We start from the raw sequence: 19,250 nt of genomic DNA, 5'->3' as shown, positions 1-19,250 counted from the left end.
ACCCGTTTTGTCCCCATTCACAACAAATATTTTGAGTAGGCCAATACCCAAGTAATTTTGCAAAACAATCGACTAAAGTATATGGGCACAACCTCTTTCTTCAAAAAGAAGATGAACCATTTCCCCAATGGATGGATGCTGCTATTGGCATTTTTCCTTTTAGGAACCTTTCTATCTTTCTCCCAAACCACAATTTGGAGCGAGAATTTCAATGGTTATTCCAACGGAACTGAAAATGGAACGGCAACAGGCCCCTCCTCAACAGGGTGGACAACCACTCTCTCGGGAAAGGTTTGGGTACAAGGGAACCGTATCGAAGCCAATAATCTGGGAACAGAAGGAATCTGGCAAACCGATGCCATCAACATATACGGATACGATGCTGTCAATTTCAGTTTGGATGTGGCCACCATGTCGGCCACCAATCAATTTGAGGCCGGTTCAGATTATCTCAAAGGGGAATACCGTATAGACGGAGGCCCTTGGATTGAGTTTGAAAATGCATCGGGAGATTCCAATCCCTCCGATCCACTGAACTCATCATACACAGTGAATTTGGCGACAACAGGTTCCACCCTGGAAATCAAAATAAGCTTTGATAATTCGGCAGGTAACGAATACTATTACATTGACAACGTTTTGGTGGAAGGTACATTGGGCCTATGCAACGGCGAGGTGGATTTTGAGTTTTATGACAGTTCGCCTTCCGGCAGTACCGTGGACAATATCCCAACCACCGGCTATCTTGGGTCTGGCACTTACACCAGTTTTGATGTGGATGCCCTCCAAAACCAAGAGGACCCTGGGGATGCCGATAATTTCAGTGTTCGATATTCAGGATACATCCAAATTGACACACAAGGATCATATACCTTTTACACGACATCGGACGATGGCTCAAAATTATATATTGATGGCACCCAAGTGGTCAACAACGACGGGGCCCATAGCTCCCGAGAGCGAAATGGGAACATCACTCTTACCACTGGACTGCACCAGATCACGGTACTGTTTTTTGAAAACGGGGGCGGGGAAAACCTATCGGTTGCCTACCAAGGCCCTTCCATATCCAAACGGAACATTCCTTTTACCAAATTATACTCCACTTGTAGCGTTGGAGCTCCCGATATTGATGGAGACGGTATTGATGACATTACGGACATAGATGACGATAACGATGGCATATTGGACGTGGACGAATGTGGAGGGGCCTCTGGGAATTTTGTGCAAACCGCCACCGATCTTGCTTTTTTCAGGACACCCTCCAATGCCGAAGGCAGTCCAGGAACTTCTTATGCTTACAATTCCACCTCAACTTATGAAGGGCAATCAAACTTATTGCTACAGTTTGCCACTCCAATTCCAGACGGAACTACGGTAAGTGTATTTTTGGGTACTGATCCCGCAGTATCCAGCACGAGCTATAACATTGAACGTACTGATTCATCTGGGTCATTGGGCACTTGGCTAGCTTCTACAAACAACATAACTCCCGGTTCCATTCGTGAATTCACCTTTACCGTCAGTGGAGGTAGCTTACAGTACATTAAAGTATTGGCATATAACGTTGGATCACGGGTATATGGTGCCAGTTATGGAGGCTCCGAGGATTGCACAACCGTTGATACCGACGGAGACGGCATACCCAACCACCAAGATTTGGATAGCGACGGCGATGGCATACCTGACAATATAGAGGCCCAAACATCCTTGGGCTATACTGCACCTTCCGGGGTTGATTCCAATAACAATGGACTTGATGACGCCTACGAGGGTGGAGGTCTATCCCCAATAGACACGGATGGGGATGGAACTCCCGACTTTATGGATACCGACAGTGACAACGACGGGACTCCCGACACGACCGAAGCGACCCTTACCCTTTCCGGTTCCGATAGTGACGGGGATGGTTTGGACAACAATATGGACACTTCTTCAGATTACGGTGACCCAGGAGGAACCATAGACAACCCTCTGAACACCAACGGTGGCTCTTTAATGCTCCCGGATTCGGATGGGGACGTGGCATCGGGCGGAGACCTCGATTTCAGGGATGACACCATTGATGACAATGACCCACCTTCCATAACAGCCACCGGCGATCAGGTTTTTTGTCCAGGAGATACAATTTCGGTTGTTGAAGATGTTGAGATCACGGATGCCGATAGCAGTACTTTGGATGCCGTTTACATCCAGGTCACTTCCAATTATGATGTATCCGGAGATGTACTGAGCTTAACCGGAACACACTCCAATATTACCGCTAGTTGGGACACTTCCGAAGGACGATTGTTATTGGAAGGCCCTGCAACACTGGCTGAATTCGAGGCAGCCATAAGCGATGTTGTCTTTCAGACCACGGCCACAGTGAACGCAGGCGATACACGGACGTTTTCCATAGTGATGAACGAGGCCAATTATTTGGAATCAACCGGACACTATTATGAATACGTTCCTTCGTTGGGCATTACTTGGACCGCTGCCCGAGATGCAGCGGCCCTACGGACATTTTACGGACTACAAGGATATTTGGCCACCATTTCCATTCAGGATGAATCGGACCTGCTGGGATCACAAGCTCCCGGCGCAGGTTGGATAGGAGCCAGTGATGCCGCTACCGAAGGGGATTGGTACTGGGTAACCGGTCCTGAGGCCGGCACCTTATTCTGGAGAGGAAACGCAGGGGGGACCGCATTTGGCTACGAATTTTGGAATTCCGGCGAGCCCAATCAATCCGGGGATGAGGATTATGCGCACATTACAGCTCCTGGTGTTGGACTGTCCGGCTCATGGAACGACCTTTCCAATACCGGGGCAGCCAGTGGCGATTATCAACCCAAAGGATATTTAGTGGAGTATGGTGGTATGCCCAGCGACCCACCATATCCCGATTTGGCAGCAACGACAACAATTACAGTAGAGACAACTGCTCCTACCGCAAGTGCACCTTCGCCCATTTCAGTGAATTGTACTGCTGATATCCCAACACCGGATGTAACCGTAATAACGGACGAAGCTGACAACTGCGACCCAAATCCAACAGTAACTTTTGTGAGTGATGTAAGCGATGGTGGAAGCAACCCGGAGATCATAACCAGAACTTATAGAGTAACCGATGAAGCAGGCAACACCTTGGATGTGGAACAAACAATCACGGTAACACCCTTTACGATATCCTCACAACCCGCAGACCAAACCGTGGTGGTTGGAAACAATGGGGCATTTGCTGTTACCGCATCGAATGTAGACACCTATCAATGGCAAGTAAGCATGGATGGGGGCAGCAATTTTGCCGATATTTCCGATGGCGCTGAATACACTGGAACGCAAACAGCAAATCTTACGATCACTTCGCCAGATACGGCGAAAAATGGATACATCTATCGCGTTCTGGTTTCGAACAGCGCATCAAGTTGTGGACCTTTGACTTCGGATGAAGCCAACCTTACCGTGAAATCGGGACGGGTCATTACCAACAGGGGTGTAACCTATCGAGTGAACAAAAATTAACAATCATCAATCAACAGGTTGGTTTGGTTTGGTTCGTTTTTCAAAAGAACCTACCATTTGCTCTTTGAACAACTCCTGTATTTCCGATTGTATTTCAGGATCATCTATGGTTGACGGAACGGTAAACTCCTTTCCATCAGCAATGGCTCGAATCACTTTACGCAATATTTTTCCAGATCGTGTCTTTGGCAATCGCTCTGCGACCAGCACCTTTTTTAGGGAGGCAACCGGACCGATTTCCTTTCGAACATCACTTACCACTTCCGATTGTAATTGAAAACTCTCAATGGTGGCCCCGGACTTCAATACGGTTATCGCCAACGGAATCTGACCTTTTAGGTCATCGGCTATTCCAACCACGCAACATTCAGCCACATCGGGGTGCTTGGCGACCACTTCCTCCATCTCGGCCGTTGATAAGCGATGACCTGCCACATTGATGATATCATCCACCCTACCTGTAATGAACACATACCCTTCTTCATCAATATAACCTCCGTCGCCAGAAAAATAATAGCCATCAAACTTAGTGAGGTATCCCTTGATGAATCTTTCTGTATCCCCCCAAAGATTGGGCAATGTACCTGGAGGCAATGGTAATTTTACGGCAACGTAGCCTTCTTCCCCCGCACGGGACGGGGTGCCATCTTCCCGTAATATTTGCACATCGTAACCGCAAACGGGTTTTGTTGCGGAACCGGGTTTTACTTCGAACTGCTCTTCAAAGCCCATCATGTTGGCGACAATGGGCCAACCGGTCTCCGTCTGCCACCAATGATCGATTACGGGCACATTCAATTTTTCGCCCGCCCAGTTCAAAGTGGAAACATCGCAACGCTCTCCGGCCAAGAACAGGTATCTGAGTCCGCTCATATCGAATTGCTTCACAAAAGCACCTTCCGGATCTTCCTTCTTAATGGCCCTAATGGCCGTTGGTGCCGTGAACATTACTTTCACTTCGTGGTCACTGATCACACGCCAAAATGTGGATGCATCCGGAGTGCGAACAGGTTTTCCCTCAAACAAAACCGTGGTACAACCATAAATCATTGGCGCGTACACAATATAGCTATGTCCTACCACCCAACCTACATCACTAGCGGCCCAAAATACCTCGCGAGGGTTGACACCATAAATATGTTTCATACTGTAGTGCATGGCAACGGCATGGCCCCCATTGTCCCGAATGATTCCCTTGGGTTTTCCTGTGGTCCCTGAGGTGTAAAGAATATAGAGCGGATCAGTGGCATCCACTTCGATACATCTTACAGGGTCGGCTATTTTCATCAAAGTAGCGTAGTCGATATCGTTCTCGCCATCGGGGCGTGCAGCTCCGAGCCGTCTGTTGTACACAATGACGTTTTCGGGCGCATGGGTCGCCATTTTGATGGCTTCGTCCACCATGGGTTTATAAGGAATGATTCGGTCCACCTCGATACCCGATGTTGCGGTAATGATCAATTTGGGCTTTGCATCATCAATACGAATGGACAGCTCGTGCGGGGCAAAACCACCAAACACTACCGAATGCACGGCCCCCAATCGTGCACAGGCCAGCATGGAAACAACCGCTTGGGGAATCATGGGCATATAGATAATGACCGTATCCCCTTTTTCTACCCCCAACCGCTTCATGCCCCCAGCCAGTCGGCTTACTCTTTCCCGGAGCTCCAAATACGTAAACTTCTCAATCGTTTGCGTAACAGGTGAATCGTAAATGAGTGCAATGTCGTTGCCCCGCCCATTTTCAATATGGGCATCAAGCGCCAAATATGAGGTGTTGAGTTTTCCACCTTTGAACCAATGGTAAAATCCGTTTTCGTCCCTGGTCAGTGCTCTTTGTGGCTTTTGGAACCAATTGATATGGGTTGCCTGCTCCATCCAGAAGTTTTCGGGATCTTTGATGGAGCGATTGAATTCCTGTGCATAGTTGATCTTCGCCATCCTAATGTAGTTTGAATAGTTTATGTGCGCTTTTTTGATTGTAATCCCCATGAAATATCAATTTTCAAAAGTCTGAAAATGAAACCATTGAAAGTACAACACGTCTAAAGTAGTAATTTATCGACCTGACCTATTGAATAATTTCGCTAAATTGATATATCTAAACAACCTTTGCTCAATCCTGAGATAAGGTTTTGACAATACAGGCATTCGATTAAAACCAAATTCACGCTACCTTTACCACATGACCCTTTTTTCAAACCCTAGATTTCGATATCAGGTGAAGCGCATTTTGCCTTTTGGGATTATTTGGCTGGTGCTGAGCTGGTTTATCCTTTTTATAGAATCCATGGCCACTGGGTATGAAAATCAACGGCCCGATACCGATATTACAGTAACCTGGAGTATTTTTTTGTTTGCCTCACTCGCTGTTTTTTTAGTGGGATTGGTCATAGGTGCGGTGGAGGTACTATGGTTGGGCAGGCTTTTTAAATACAAGGCATTTTGGCAAAAAATCCTATATAAAATGGGTTTTTATCTTATGTTCATGCTTGTCATCAACTTGATTACCTTTCCCATTGCAGCAAGCATTGAGCTCCAGTCCTCCCTCATTGATGCGCAGGTATGGGACAAATTTTCCAATTATATTGTCAGTCCCACATTTTTGAGCACTATGGTATCCTTGGCCTTTAGCATATTCGTTTCACTATTATATTCGGATATCAGCGAGCATCTGGGCCACAATGTTTTGCTCAACTTTTTTTCAGGAAAATACCATCAACCCAAGGAAGAATCACGTGTTTTCATGTTCTTGGACATGAAGTCCTCCACCTCGTTCGCCGAACAATTGGGCCATAAAACATACTTTCGATTTTTGAGCGACTATTACAATCAATTGTCAAACGCCATTATTCAGAACAAAGGGGAAGTCTACCAGTATGTCGGGGACGAAATTGTGGTTACTTGGGAAAAAGCCGATGGCCTGGAGCGCCATAATTGCATTCGTTGTTTTTACGATATGAAGCAAAGCTTACGAAAGAAATCCTCCTATTTTGAAGAAACCTATGGCGTAGTGCCTTCATTCAGGGCCGCCATACATACTGGACCAGTGACCACTGGGGAAATCGGGGCCTTGAAAAAGGAAATCTTTTTTACCGGGGACGTTTTGAATGTTACCGCCCGCATCCAGAAACTATGTAAGCCTTTGCAACAGGAAATCATCATTTCCGAAGCATTGGCGGAACAATTGGCACCCAAAGGCCTACAACTTGAACCTTTGGGAGACATGGAACTTGAGGGCAGAAAAAAACCGGTGGAACTGTTCGCTCCCCAATTGGATTAAACCAACATCTCAATCTTGCGACAGAAACTGGAATTCCTGCGAATATTCACTGTTCATTTCGATGGCATCGGTTTCAAAGGTCAATAGTCTACCTCCTTCATTATTATAACTATCCCAAATTGGCAAGCCTTTTCCATTGGGATTTCCTGTCTTGGCAAAATTTACCCAATAGGCCGACATTTGATCCTCCAATACACGTTCTTGGGATTTCCATGGTCTTTTCCATTGATCGAGCGTGTGCAAGGCAAACGGAACTTCGGAAGTGTGGAATGCCCCATAGTTTGGAAAACCGGGTTTATCCGTAGGCACATGCGTAAATTCGTATAGCCAAACGGGTTTGTCCGTATATTTGGCCAGTAAATATGATGGTAGACCGGCAAAGCTCAATAGGTTCATTTTTTGTTGGGATTCAAGGGCCTCTTCATCGGTTTTGGCCGGGAACATTTTTAAAAATTCATCTGCTTCTGCACCAAAACGTTCTTTGGCCATCGACTTGAAACTTTCCGCGGTCACTTTTCCTGTTGGCAAAAGATTGGAATCTCCGGTTACCCAACCCGTCATTACCTTCACTTGATTATGGTCCCCAGCTTTAAAGTGTCCGAATAAATCCTTCGGTAAAAAATAATCATCAAGCACTACCCCAAATCTCCCTACTTCTTGGTTGTTGCTCAACTCTTGCAATTTTACTGCTGTCATCTTTCTCAATTCGTCAATGGAAGATGCATTAGCCGATTTCATGAACTTGATTCCTTGCTGTTCGGCCGCATCCAAATCTTGCATCAAACGGCCTCCCAAAATACCGCCACTCTGACAAATGGCCTTATCAAAATAACCACTCGCCAAAGGCGAGGCAATTTGAGCATTTACACTGAAAGAGCCTGCGGACTGGCCCGCTATGGTAACATTGTTTGGGTCGCCACCAAAAGCGGCTATGTTTTCCTTGACCCATTTTAAACCTTGCAATTGATCCATAAATCCGTAGTTGCCAGATGCATTATGTCCCGACTCTTCACTCAATTCTGGATGCGCCATAAAACCGAGTACGCCGACCCTATAATTCAGACTCACAAAAACAACCCCTTGCTCTGCCATTTGAAGGCCATCGTAAATATCGCAATTGGCACTGCCGGAGCTCAATCCCCCACCGTAAATCCAAACAAAAACCGGTAGTTTCTCATTCTTTTTTTGAGCGGGCGTCCATACATTCAGGTACAGGCAATCTTCGCTCAAGGGTTCAGGTTTGGCAATAAATTCCTCGGTCCAGCACAAAAAGGGTTCCGGTGTATTTTGAATAGGACTCGGACCAAATGTTTTACACGCTTTGACCCCGTTCCAATCTGTAACAGGTTGCGGTGCTTTCCACCTCAACTCCCCAACAGGAGGTTGCGCGAAGGGTATACCTTTGAATATTTGTATCCCGCCTTCGGTGTAGCCCTCCACTTTTCCATTATGGGTTTCCACAATAGTCTGTCCATGGCCCAATGAGGCTGTTAGAAGAAAAAAGAACATCAATTTTTTCATGGGGTTGTCGTATTGTTCAGTTGTTTTTTAAAGTGCTTGATAGCCGAAAAGATACTGCTTTTTAAAATCTTTAGCTCATCCGTCAAATATTATGGAAACATATTGAAATAAGATATACTTTCGATGCCGAAAAATGACACTAGATCAAAAAGTCCGATTGGTTGAATCGTTATTCGATCAATTGGAGCAGGAAACCCAACAATTTCAGGATAAATCTGGACTCGGTTGTGTTTCCGGTTGTGGAAAATGTTGCTCCTACCCCAACATTGATGCCTCCCCTTTGGAATTTTTACCATGGGCCTTTCAGGTATTTTTATCAGGCAAGGCCGAAGAAGCACTGGAAGCTTTACAAAGTCATCCGAACCAAACGTGTTTTTTGCTTACACCAGTCTCCATTTTAAGTAAGGGCCACTGTGGTAGTTATAAGCATAGAGGTTTGATTTGTAGGCTATTCGGCTATGCTGCAAGTAAGGACAAGTATGGAAATTTGAGGTTGGCCACCTGCAAAATCATAAAAGAGGGGCAGGCCAACCATTATCATATAACATCAGAAGCCATTTCCAAAGGAATGTACGTCCCGATATTCACGGATTATTACATGCAACTGAATCAAATTGATTATCAGATGGGATCAAAAACAATGCCGATTAACAGAGCCCTGAAAATGGCCTTGGAGGAAGTGTTGCAATATTACACTTATAGGCCCGTGCCCAGTACGGACAGAAAAATCGGGTAAAAAACAAGCCCCTTAAATCCGATGATTTAAGGGGCTTTTTGTTGACCCACTAGGACTCGAACCTAGAACGACTGGACCAAAACCAGCTGTGTTGCCAATTACACCATGGGTCAGTGCCGTATTTGAGCGTGCAAATTTAAAACAAACTTTGGTTTCAACAAATATTTTTGACAAGAATACACGCTAATTTTCTTTTCTAGGGGTGTTAAAGGTTTTCCAAAAAGGGCTAGGCTTCTGTTCTATATTTACTAAATTCGCCACAATTCGGTTAACAACCAACTCTTATGTTTGCAAAAGACTTCAAAAAATGGGATACCATCCTTGGGTGGGTTTCCTTCGCCATCGCGTTTATAGTTTATGCCCTGACCGTTGAACCCACAGGAAGTTTTTGGGACGCAGGGGAATATATTTCCACCTCCGCCAAGTTGCAAGTTGGGCACCCACCAGGGGCCCCGCTCTTACAAATGATCGGTGCCTTCTTTGCCATGTTCGCCTTTGGCGACGAGACCAAGATAGCGCTCATGGTCAATGCAGTATCCATCGTATCCAGTGCATTTGCCGTTTTGTTCACCTTTTGGACCATTACCAATTTGGTTGGAAAAATGGTTTCCAAAAAGGGAGATTTCAGCAATAACAAAGCCATCGCCATTTTGGGCAGTGGATTGGTCGGCGCGCTGGCCTTCACATTTTCAGATAGTTTTTGGTTCAATGCCGTGGAAACGGAAGTATATGCCATGGCCAGTTTGATTATGGCCCTGCTACTGTGGTTGGGATTGAAATGGACCGACAATCTCGGCGACCCCAGGGGACATCGTTGGCTCATGCTCATCTGTTTTGTGATCGGGCTTACCTTCGGGATACAGTTCATGGGCTTTTTGGCCATTCCATCCATAGGATTGCTCTACTATTTCAAAAAATATAAAACCACCACCGTAAAAAACTTTTTGTTGGCCAACATTGCAGTTGTGGCGGTACTGATTCTGGTGTATAAGTTTTCATTGACCTACGTATTGGAATTGTTCGGTTGGAGCGAAGTCTTCTTCATCAACGAAATCGGACTTCCGTTCAACTCTGGGTCCATCATCATGGGGCTTCTTTTTGTTGCCGCTTTCTACTTTGGACTTAAGTATACCCGAAAGCACAATTACTACAATGCCAATATTGTGGTGCTCTGCCTCATGTTCCTGATTTTAGGATTCTCTTCTTGGTTGATGCTTCCCATCAGGGCCAATGCAAAAACCGTGGTCAACGAAAACAACCCAGCTGATGCAAGGGCCTTGCTGGCCTACTATAACAGGGAACAATATCCCGGTGTGGACAGTCCTGTTTATGGCGCCTATTATTCGGACACCTTCGCTCCTGCAGGGGAGGACAGGGACGATAGCCCCAAGTATGAAAAAGACTTGGAACTTGGCAAATACGTCATCGTGAACCATTACAAAGGTGCCATGCCCGGGCCCAACGAAAAGCATGTCGGCTTTTTACCAAGGATGTGGAGCGATCAGCATGCGGAAAACTATATGCGCTATTTCGGCGCGTTGGATTTCAGGATAAAATCCGAATATATCTCCAACAACGACCTCCGGGAAGCCGTGAATCAATTTAAAACAGCCTATTCCCAAGGAGAGCTCGACACCGAACAATACATCCGTTTTCTTCGGGAATTCGGTCAGTATATAGAAGTGCAACCGCCAACATTAGGGCAAAACTTGGAATACCTGTTCGATTTTCAGTTCAGTTACATGTACATGCGTTACTTCATGTGGAATTTCGTCGGAAAGCAAAACGATATGCAAGGCAGGTACGATGAAAATGGAAACTGGCTCAGTGGTATCAATTTTATTGATGGTATCAGATTGGGAAGTCAGGAAAACCTGCCCAGCGATTGGAAAAACAACAAGGGACGGAACACCTATTTCTTCCTCCCGCTACTGCTGGGCATCTTGGGGATTGTCTTCCAGATATCGAAAAACCCAAAACATTTCTGGGTGCTCTTCGTGTTCTTTATGTTCACGGGACTGGCCATACAGTTCTACACCAACCCCTATATCTTCCAGCCTAGGGAACGGGATTATTCCTTGGTGGGATCCTTCTATGTCTTCTGTATTTGGATAGGCATCGGGGTATACGGACTGTTCGAAGAATTCAAAAAATTGATTTCGGCCAAAATTGCCGCCCCAGCGATAACAACATTATGCCTATTGGCCGTGCCTTTATTGATGGCCTTCCAGAACTGGGACGACCACGATAGGTCCGACCGATATACAGCACCATCAACGGCAAAATCCTATCTGGATTCATGCCAGGAAGATGCCGGTGCCATATTGTTCACCATCGGGGACAACGATACCTTCCCGATTTGGTATGCGCAGGAAATTGAAAAATACAGAACCGATGTTCGTGTGGTGAACACCAGTCTTTTTGCTACGGATTGGTACATCGACCAAATGAAGCGCAAAGCCTACGAGAGCGACCCCATTCCATCACAGCTGACACACGACAAGTACAGTTACGGGACAAGGGATGCCATTTATTACCAAGGCATCACGGATAACCGATGGAACATCAAAGACTTCATCAATTGGGTGGGAAGTGACAAGCCACAGACCAAATTCAGGCATATCCTGACCAATCAAGGAGCCGATTTGAGCCAATATTCGGAAAGCACATTGGATATCGTGTACTACCCGACCAATAAGATAAGGATTCCCGTCAACAAACAAAATGTACTGGAAAGTGGATTGGTCAAAGAAAAGGATTCCGCTTTGATCGTGGATTATATCGACATTGATCTACCGACAGGGGCACTCCCCAAAAACAGGATATTGATGTTGGACCTTATCGCCAACAATGATTGGAAGCGACCCATTTATTTTTCCGGAGGTAGTTTTGACAATGCCGAATACATTTGGATGAAGGATTATCTTCAGCTTGATGGGTTGGTGTACAAGTTGGTGCCCATTAAAACGGAAAATAGAAATTCCTTTGAAATGGGACGAATCGATTCCGATCTGATGTACGACATCGTCAAGGATTGGGACTGGGGCAATTCAGGAAGTGACGAGATCTATCACGACCCACAAACCCGTTCACAAGGACTCTCGTTCAGGAGCAATTTGGCACGCCTGATGGAAACCTTGATAGCCGAGGACAAAATTGACAAGGCCAAAGACGTTATCAACATAAGCATGGAAAACATGCCCGTGGAGCACTATTATTTCTATGCCTTTGTGGAACCCTTTGTTGATGGATACTACAAAGTAGGGGAAACAGAGAAGGCGCGTGAACTGTTCGGTAAATTGAAGAAGGTATATCAAGAGCATTTGGAATACTACGCCAATATACCTTTGGATGAGCAGTATGATAAAATCGACGACATCCTATCCGATATGCAGGCCTACCGAAGAAACATAGACATCCTTATCGAAAACGGTGATAAAGAGCTCGCCGAATCCGAGACGATCATCTTCAATGAATATATAGATATGTTCTCTCAGTTCGTGGACGATGAAGAGGACGTAATGGACGAACCCATTCCAATAGACCCTGACATGAACGGTTCGGTTCCATTGGATGCACCCGACACCATTCCAGAAAGTATCATTCCAGAAGAGGAATAACATAAAAAAAGCGAGGCAGAAAACCTCGCTTTTTTTTATTGAATGTATTCGTTTAAGATGCCGATGAGCGTATTGGCGTCCTGCTCTCCGCTTTGGCGCCAGACCATCTCACCTTTTTTATAGATCATCAAAGTGGGCAGCCCCTTGATGCGGAGTGCCTGCGAAAGTTCCTTGTTCTTGTCCACATCGATTTTTATGACCTTTCCCTTATCCCCAAGGGCAGCGGCCACATCACTCAAAACAGGATGCATGGAAGTGGATTGTTCGTTCCATTCCGCATAAAAATCTAACAATACTGGGACTTGTAAATCAATAAGTTCTCCGAATTTGGACATGTATTCTAAGGTTTACAGTCAAAAATAAGAAAAAAGTTGAATGTTTTAACAGGCCTTCAACGCTTTAAGTCATACAAGGAAAACTTAGGCCAGTCCCTTCTTTTTAAGGGTTATCACGGAAATCTCGGGCCAAATACCGAAACGGCCCGGGTAACCGATAAATCCAAAGCCCCTGTTCACGTTGATGAACTGCTCCATTTCCTTATAAATACCCGCCCAATATTTGTAGCGCCATTTTACGGGACTCCATTTGACCCAACCTGGGATTTCAACCCCAAATTGCATCCCGTGGGTGTGTCCGCTCAAGGTCAAATGGAAATGGTAATCGTCATGGATGACAACGTCTTCCCAATGAGAGGGATCGTGGCTCAGCAATATTTTAAAATCATCTTGGGAAACGCCCTCTTTGGCCTTTTGTAGATCACCGGCTTTTTTAAATCCGCCCCGGCCCCAGTTCTCCACCCCGACCAAAGCGATTTTCTCACCATCCTTTTCCAAAAAACGGTTGGAGTTCAACAATAGGTCAAAGCCCATTTCCTTTTGCATGGTCTTTAAATCCTCGAGGTTCTGCTCCTTTTCTTCTTCGGTATCCCACACCGCATAATCCCCATAATCGTGGTTGCCCAAAATAGAGAACACCCCATCCTTGGCATCCAAACGGGAGAAAACCTCTTTCCATGGCTCCAACTCGTCCGAACGGTTGTTCACAATATCACCCGTAAAAAAAATCACATCACTTTGCTGCTCGTTGACCAGATTTACGCCATATTCCACTTTTTGGTAATCATCAAAACTACCACTGTGCACATCGGATATCTGTGTGATTTGATAATTATGGAAAGCATCCGGGAGATCATCGAACTCCAGTTCGTATTTCAAAACCTGATAGTTGTATTTTCCTCGGTACATTCCATACAACAAAGCTCCAAAAGGCAGGGCTGCCAAACCCAGGGCAATACCACTGATGAACTTCCTACGGGAAGGGAAATAACCCGCATCCGTATCGGAAACACCGACAATCTTATTATATCCGTAGCCCAATACACGAACCACATCTTCCAACAAAAGGAAGAAGCCCAAGACCAGTGCCAATAAAAAGAAAGCGGCAAAAATAGTTCCTGCTATGGCGGCAGTGCCCTTGAACCCGTCGCCTGGATCATAGGTCATTACTTTGATGGTCAGAAAAATCAAGGCACCCAAAAACAACACAATGTAGGCCCATTGCATCAACGGACTCTTAAACAGTGTACGGAATGCTTGAAAGCCATAAGCGGCCAGCACCACATATAGGATTGCCAAAATGATAAATCGGGACATACAATTTTTTTACAAAATTAGCGCTAATATGCTATTTAGCAGTGGTTTTTAGTATTATTTAACGGCTCGAACAACCGAAGTCAGTGTTTCCAAATTGGAAACTGCTACCTCATCTTCCACCAAATGTTTTGCGGAGTTCATACTGATTTTTCCTTCAATGTCCACTCTGTTTCCGAAGGAAGTACCCGAACAATGAATGGCTCGCAGGCCAATTTCCTCGAATTTTGATGCGTTTTTGGGCGACACCCCTCCCCCTGCCATGATGGTCATGGATGTTTCCTGCTGCCAAGCACCTAATTTTTCGATACCCGTTTCAGCCGATGGTTCTCCGCCAGAGGTCAAAACAGTCTGCACCCCCATTCCTTCCAGCTGTTTGATGGTCTCCATGGGCTCAGCTACCCAGTCAACTGCACGGTGAAAAGTAAAATGCATCGGCTTGGCCAATTCCACCAAAGCGTTTGTTCTTTCCACATCCACTGTAAAATCATCCATCAAAATTCCAGAAACAACACCATGAACCCCCAAGGCCCTGCAGGCCAAAATATCTGCTTTCATCACTTCAAATTCGTCATCCGAATACGTAAAATGACCACCTCTTGGGCGTATCAGAACATGGACAGGAATGGTCAGTTCTTTTTTGACCAATTGAATCAATCCTGCGGACGGTGTAATTCCGCCTACACCGAGCTCTGAACAAAGTTCAATCCTATCCGCTCCGGCCCTTTCGGCGTTCTTGGCCGATTCCAAGGAATTTGCACATACTTCTACCAGCATATTGTATATTTATAACCCCTAAAATTAAACATACCAACTCATGGAACGACGTAAATTCCTTAAAAATTCCAGTCTGTCCGCCGCAGGACTTGTTTCGGCCTCCACATTGGTCGCCTGTAAAACGGAACCAAAACCGGATGTAGCCCCTGCTGCAACAATTCCAACGCCAAACCCTGTAAAACCGATCGTGGTCTGTACTTGGAACTTTTTCAATGCTTCCGAAAAGGCTTGGGAGGTGCTAAAATCGGGAGGTAACGCATTGGATGCCGTAGAACAGGGCGTTAGGGTCGAGGAAGCCGACGAAACCAACGAAACCGTGGGGAAAGGTGGTCGTCCGGATCGTGATGGCAACGTGACCTTGGATGCCTGTATTATGGACAAGGATGGCAATTGTGGTTCCGTGGTATGCATGCAAAATATTGTGCATCCGGTTTCCGTGGCCCGAAAGGTAATGGAGGAAACGCCACATATCATTTTAGCGGGCAAGGGCGCCGAAAAGTTTGCGTACGAACAAGGTTTTGAAAAGGAAGACCTATTCACAAAGAGTACACGAAAACAATATAAAGAGTGGTTGGAAACCTCGAAATACGAGACCACCATCAACATAGAAAACCACGATACCATTGGTATGCTTGCCATTGATGACAACGGGGATATTGCAGGTGCTTGCACAACAAGCGGCATGGCCTACAAAGTAGCGGGGCGTGTTGGCGACTCCCCTATTATCGGTGCCGGACTGTTTATCGATAACGAAGTGGGCGGTGCCACGGCTACTGGGGTTGGCGAAGAGGTCATCCGTACGGTGGGCAGTTTTTTGATCGTGGAACTGATGCGTCAAGGTAAAAGCCCGCAGGAAGCCTGCGAGGAAGGTGTAAAACGTATCATGAAAAAAAACGAAGGCCGAAAAGATTTCCAAATCGGGTTCTTGGCCATCAACAAAAATGGGGAAACAGGCGGTTATTGTGTACACCCTGGGTTTACCTATCGTGAATATTCCGATAATGGGCACGAGAATCGAGAGGTGGTCAGTTTTTATGAGTAGATGTTGGAATTTAGACCGCTATGCCACTAGATACTAGACGACCGCTTCGCTTATAGATATAAGAACAAAGAAGTTTTGATAAACAGAAAGAAAATAATTGAAAAAGCACTTAAAATCAAAAGCACAAACAAATGAAAAGTCCAGGCTCTTGTCCCGATATTTTAAGTTCTTTTTTCTACTTTTAATCCCCCACCCTATTTTAGGCACCTCATATTGTTTATTGAACATTGATAATTGACAACTGAATAAAATGTCCGACCAAAAAAGACTCTTTCTTTTAGACGCCTACGCGCTTATTTTTCGTGGTTACTACGCACTGATCAAAAATCCAAGAATCAACTCCAAGGGCATGGACACTTCCGCCATCATGGGGTTTGTGAATTCCCTTTTTGATGTGATCAAACGCGAACAGCCCGACCATTTGGCCGTTGCTTTTGACAAAGGGGGCAGCGTGGAACGGACAGAAATGTTCGAAGACTATAAAGCGAACCGAGACGAAACACCTGATGCCATCCGAATCGCCGTTCCCTACATCCAACAGATTTTGGAAGCCATGAAAATTCCAATCGTGGAACTGGAAGGCTACGAGGCCGATGACCTTATCGGTACCGTGGCCAAACAGGCAGAAAAGGAAAACTACAAGGTATTTATGGTGACGCCCGACAAGGATTTTGGGCAACTGGTAAGCGAAAACATATTTATGTACCGCCCTGCCCGAATGGGGAATGGCATCGAAATTTGGGGCATCCCCGAAGTGCAAAAACGCTTTGGTGTAAAACGTCCTGAACAAGTCATAGACTATTTGGGCATGATGGGAGATGCCAGTGACAACATTCCCGGGTTGCCGGGGGTGGGCGACAAAACAGCCAAAAAATTCATTGATCAGTTCGACTCCATGGAGGGTCTTTTGGCCAACACCGACCAATTGAAGGGCAAAATGAAGGAGAAGGTGGAGGCAAACGCCGAGCTGGGCCGATTATCCCGTAAGTTGGCGGAAATCAAAACGGATTGCGATGTACAATTCCACGCGGAGGATTACGAAATGTGCCCGCCAGATGCGGAAAAAGTCCAAGAAATCTTCGAAGAACTCGAATTCCGAAGGCTAAAGGACCAATTCATCAAAATATTCACGGGCGAGGCAGAAGCCAGCACCCAAGTGACCAATACCAAAACAGCCAAGGAAGAGGCTAAAGTGGCCGGCAGCGGTCAATTCACTCTATTTGGTGGAGACCCGTCGGAAGCTGCTGCGACCATTAAGGATGTGAACAGCCGCATGACCATTGGCGATGTGCCCCACTTTTATCAGAATGTGAAAGACGGCATGGGCATGGAACTCTTTTTGGAACTGTTGATGAAGCAACCTTCGGTCTGTTTTGATACCGAGACCACTTCGCTCAATCCTTTGGAAGCGGAATTGGTGGGCATTGCCTTTAGTTGGTCTCCGGGCAAAGGGTTTTATGTACCCTTCCCAGACAATGAGAACGACGCCAAACCTTTGATTGAAAAACTGCGTCCGTTTTTTGAATCCGAGGACATTGAAAAAGTGGGGCAAAACCTCAAGTACGATATCAAGGTAATGCAAAACTACGGTGTGGAGGTCAAGGGCAAGTTGTTCGATACCATGTTGGCCCATTATCTTATCAATCCTGACATGAGGCACAACATGGACGTACTTGCAGAAACCTACCTCAACTATACGCCCATTTCCATTACCGAGCTTATTGGTAAAAAAGGCAAGAACCAGCTCAGTATGCGAGAGGTTCCTTTGGAAAAACAAACGGAATATGCAGTGGAAGATGCCGATGTTACGTTTCAGTTGGGATTAAAGTTCACACCAGAGTTGAAAGAGGCGCACACCGACAAGTTGTTTGATGATATTGAAATTCCTCTGGTTCGTGTGCTGGCAGACATGGAACTGGAAGGCATCAATCTCGACAAGGATTATCTGGGTGGGCTTTCGGAGCAGTTGGACAAGGACATCAAGGAACTGGAACAAAATATTTACAAAGAAGCAGGCGAAGAATTCAATATTGCATCCCCGAAACAGTTGGGCGACATCCTTTTTGGCAAACTAAAACTGGTTGATAAGCCGAAAAAGACCAAAACGGGTCAGTTTTCCACCTCGGAAGATGTGCTCTCTTATTTGGCGAAGGACCACGAGATCATCCAAAATGTGTTGGATTATCGTGGATTGGCCAAACTAAAAAGCACCTATGTGGATGCTTTGCCCAATGAGGTGCAGGAAAAAACAGGCCGTGTACACACCGATTACATGCAAACCGTAGCCGCTACGGGCCGTTTGAGCAGCAACAACCCGAACCTGCAAAATATCCCCATCCGTACCGAGCGAGGGCGACAAGTGCGAAAGGCCTTTATCCCACGGGATGAAAACTATGTACTATTGGCTGCGGATTACTCGCAGATAGAGTTACGTATTATTGCCGCGTTGAGCGAGGAGGACACCATGATCTCAGCCTTTAAAAACGGTGAGGATATTCACGCTTCCACAGCGTCAAAGGTATTTAATGTACCTATTGAAGAAGTGACCCGCGAACAACGTAGCAATGCCAAAACGGTCAACTTTGGGATTATTTACGGGGTGTCGGCCTTTGGGCTGAGCAACCAAACGGATTTGAGCCGTTCCGAGGCAAAAGAACTCATTGACACCTATTACAAGACCTATCCCAAACTGCGCAATTATATGAGCGAACAAGTGGATTTCGCACGCGAACATGGGTATGTGCAAACGGTCTTGGGTCGTCGTCGATATCTAAAAGACATCAATGCGGGCAATCAAGTGGTGCGCGGTGCTGCGGAACGCAACGCTGTGAACGCACCTATTCAAGGGAGTGCTGCGGATATCATTAAAATTGCGATGATCAACATCCATAAAAAGCTTTCCGAAGGAAAATATAAGACCAAAATGTTATTGCAGGTGCATGATGAATTGGTGTTCGATTGCTACAAACCCGAACTGGACGAGATGAAAGAACTCATTAAATCCGAAATGGAGCACGCCTACGAACTCTCCGTGCCGTTGGATGTAGAAGTTGGGATTGGTGAGAATTGGTTGGAGGCGCATTAAAATTAAAACTTGCTGAAATAATTT

Annotated in this window: 11 protein-coding genes and 1 tRNA gene; 6 read left to right on the top strand and 6 right to left on the bottom strand. The window is 45.8% G+C overall.

What is annotated here, in order from left to right:
* The first annotated feature begins 81 nt into the window (after positions 1-81).
* Entirely contained in the window at positions 82-3,510 is a 3,429-nt protein-coding gene (locus EO132_RS02925; RefSeq protein WP_127136516.1) for a PA14 domain-containing protein, read from the top strand.
* A gap of 6 nt (positions 3,511-3,516) precedes the next feature.
* Here the strand turns inward: EO132_RS02925 and EO132_RS02920 are convergent, their stop codons facing one another.
* Positions 3,517-5,454 carry a propionyl-CoA synthetase gene (locus tag EO132_RS02920; RefSeq protein ID WP_127136515.1) on the bottom strand — a complete coding sequence of 646 codons (1,938 nt, stop codon included), beginning with the start codon at positions 5,452-5,454 and terminating at the stop codon, positions 3,517-3,519.
* Between the two features lie 244 nt (positions 5,455-5,698).
* Between EO132_RS02920 and EO132_RS02915 the strand changes: the two genes are divergently transcribed.
* Entirely contained in the window at positions 5,699-6,796 is a 1,098-nt protein-coding gene (locus EO132_RS02915; RefSeq protein ID WP_235856363.1) for an adenylate/guanylate cyclase domain-containing protein, read from the top strand.
* A gap of 9 nt (positions 6,797-6,805) precedes the next feature.
* Here the strand turns inward: EO132_RS02915 and EO132_RS02910 are convergent, their stop codons facing one another.
* Positions 6,806-8,317 (bottom strand): carboxylesterase/lipase family protein, encoded by a 1,512-nt coding sequence (locus tag EO132_RS02910; RefSeq protein ID WP_127136514.1) that lies wholly within the window; start codon positions 8,315-8,317, stop codon positions 6,806-6,808.
* Positions 8,318-8,450: 133 nt separating this feature from the next.
* On the opposite strand from EO132_RS02910, the gene EO132_RS02905 reads away from it, so the two are divergent.
* Complete coding sequence (locus tag EO132_RS02905) at positions 8,451-9,053, top strand: YkgJ family cysteine cluster protein (protein ID WP_127136513.1); 603 nt, start codon at positions 8,451-8,453, stop codon at positions 9,051-9,053.
* A 41-nt stretch (positions 9,054-9,094) separates the two neighbouring features.
* Here the strand turns inward: EO132_RS02905 and EO132_RS02900 are convergent.
* A tRNA-Gln gene (locus tag EO132_RS02900) sits at positions 9,095-9,166 on the bottom strand.
* A gap of 171 nt (positions 9,167-9,337) precedes the next feature.
* Here EO132_RS02900 and EO132_RS02895 point away from each other — a divergent pair.
* The gene (locus EO132_RS02895; protein WP_127136512.1) at positions 9,338-12,673 is read left to right on the top strand and encodes a glycosyltransferase family 117 protein; all 3,336 of its coding nucleotides are present in this window, start codon (positions 9,338-9,340) and stop codon (positions 12,671-12,673) included.
* Positions 12,674-12,708: 35 nt separating this feature from the next.
* On the opposite strand, the gene EO132_RS02890 is transcribed toward EO132_RS02895, so the two are convergent.
* The 3 genes from EO132_RS02890 to EO132_RS02880 form a co-directional block, all read right to left on the bottom strand.
* Entirely contained in the window at positions 12,709-13,008 is a 300-nt protein-coding gene (locus EO132_RS02890) for a thioredoxin family protein (protein WP_100817192.1), read from the bottom strand.
* An 84-nt stretch (positions 13,009-13,092) separates the two neighbouring features.
* Positions 13,093-14,325 carry a metallophosphoesterase gene (locus EO132_RS02885; protein ID WP_127136511.1) on the bottom strand — a complete coding sequence of 411 codons (1,233 nt, stop codon included), beginning with the start codon at positions 14,323-14,325 and terminating at the stop codon, positions 13,093-13,095.
* Between the two features lie 54 nt (positions 14,326-14,379).
* Positions 14,380-15,099 (bottom strand): copper homeostasis protein CutC, encoded by a 720-nt coding sequence (locus EO132_RS02880; RefSeq protein WP_127136510.1) that lies wholly within the window; start codon positions 15,097-15,099, stop codon positions 14,380-14,382.
* 40 nt (positions 15,100-15,139) lie between these two features.
* Here EO132_RS02880 and EO132_RS02875 point away from each other — a divergent pair, with 40 nt between their 5' ends.
* Both EO132_RS02875 and polA read left to right on the top strand, forming a co-directional pair.
* Positions 15,140-16,141 carry an isoaspartyl peptidase/L-asparaginase family protein gene (locus tag EO132_RS02875; protein WP_127136509.1) on the top strand — a complete coding sequence of 334 codons (1,002 nt, stop codon included), beginning with the start codon at positions 15,140-15,142 and terminating at the stop codon, positions 16,139-16,141.
* 250 nt (positions 16,142-16,391) lie between these two features.
* Entirely contained in the window at positions 16,392-19,226 is a 2,835-nt protein-coding gene (gene polA / locus EO132_RS02870; protein ID WP_127136508.1) for a DNA polymerase I, read from the top strand.
* The last annotated feature ends 24 nt before the right edge of the window (positions 19,227-19,250 follow it).

The sequence above is a fragment of the Flagellimonas oceanensis genome (genome assembly GCF_003992595.1).
GTDB classification, from domain to species: domain Bacteria; phylum Bacteroidota; class Bacteroidia; order Flavobacteriales; family Flavobacteriaceae; genus Flagellimonas; species Flagellimonas oceanensis.
This window is presented reverse-complemented; position numbering and strand designations above follow the sequence as displayed.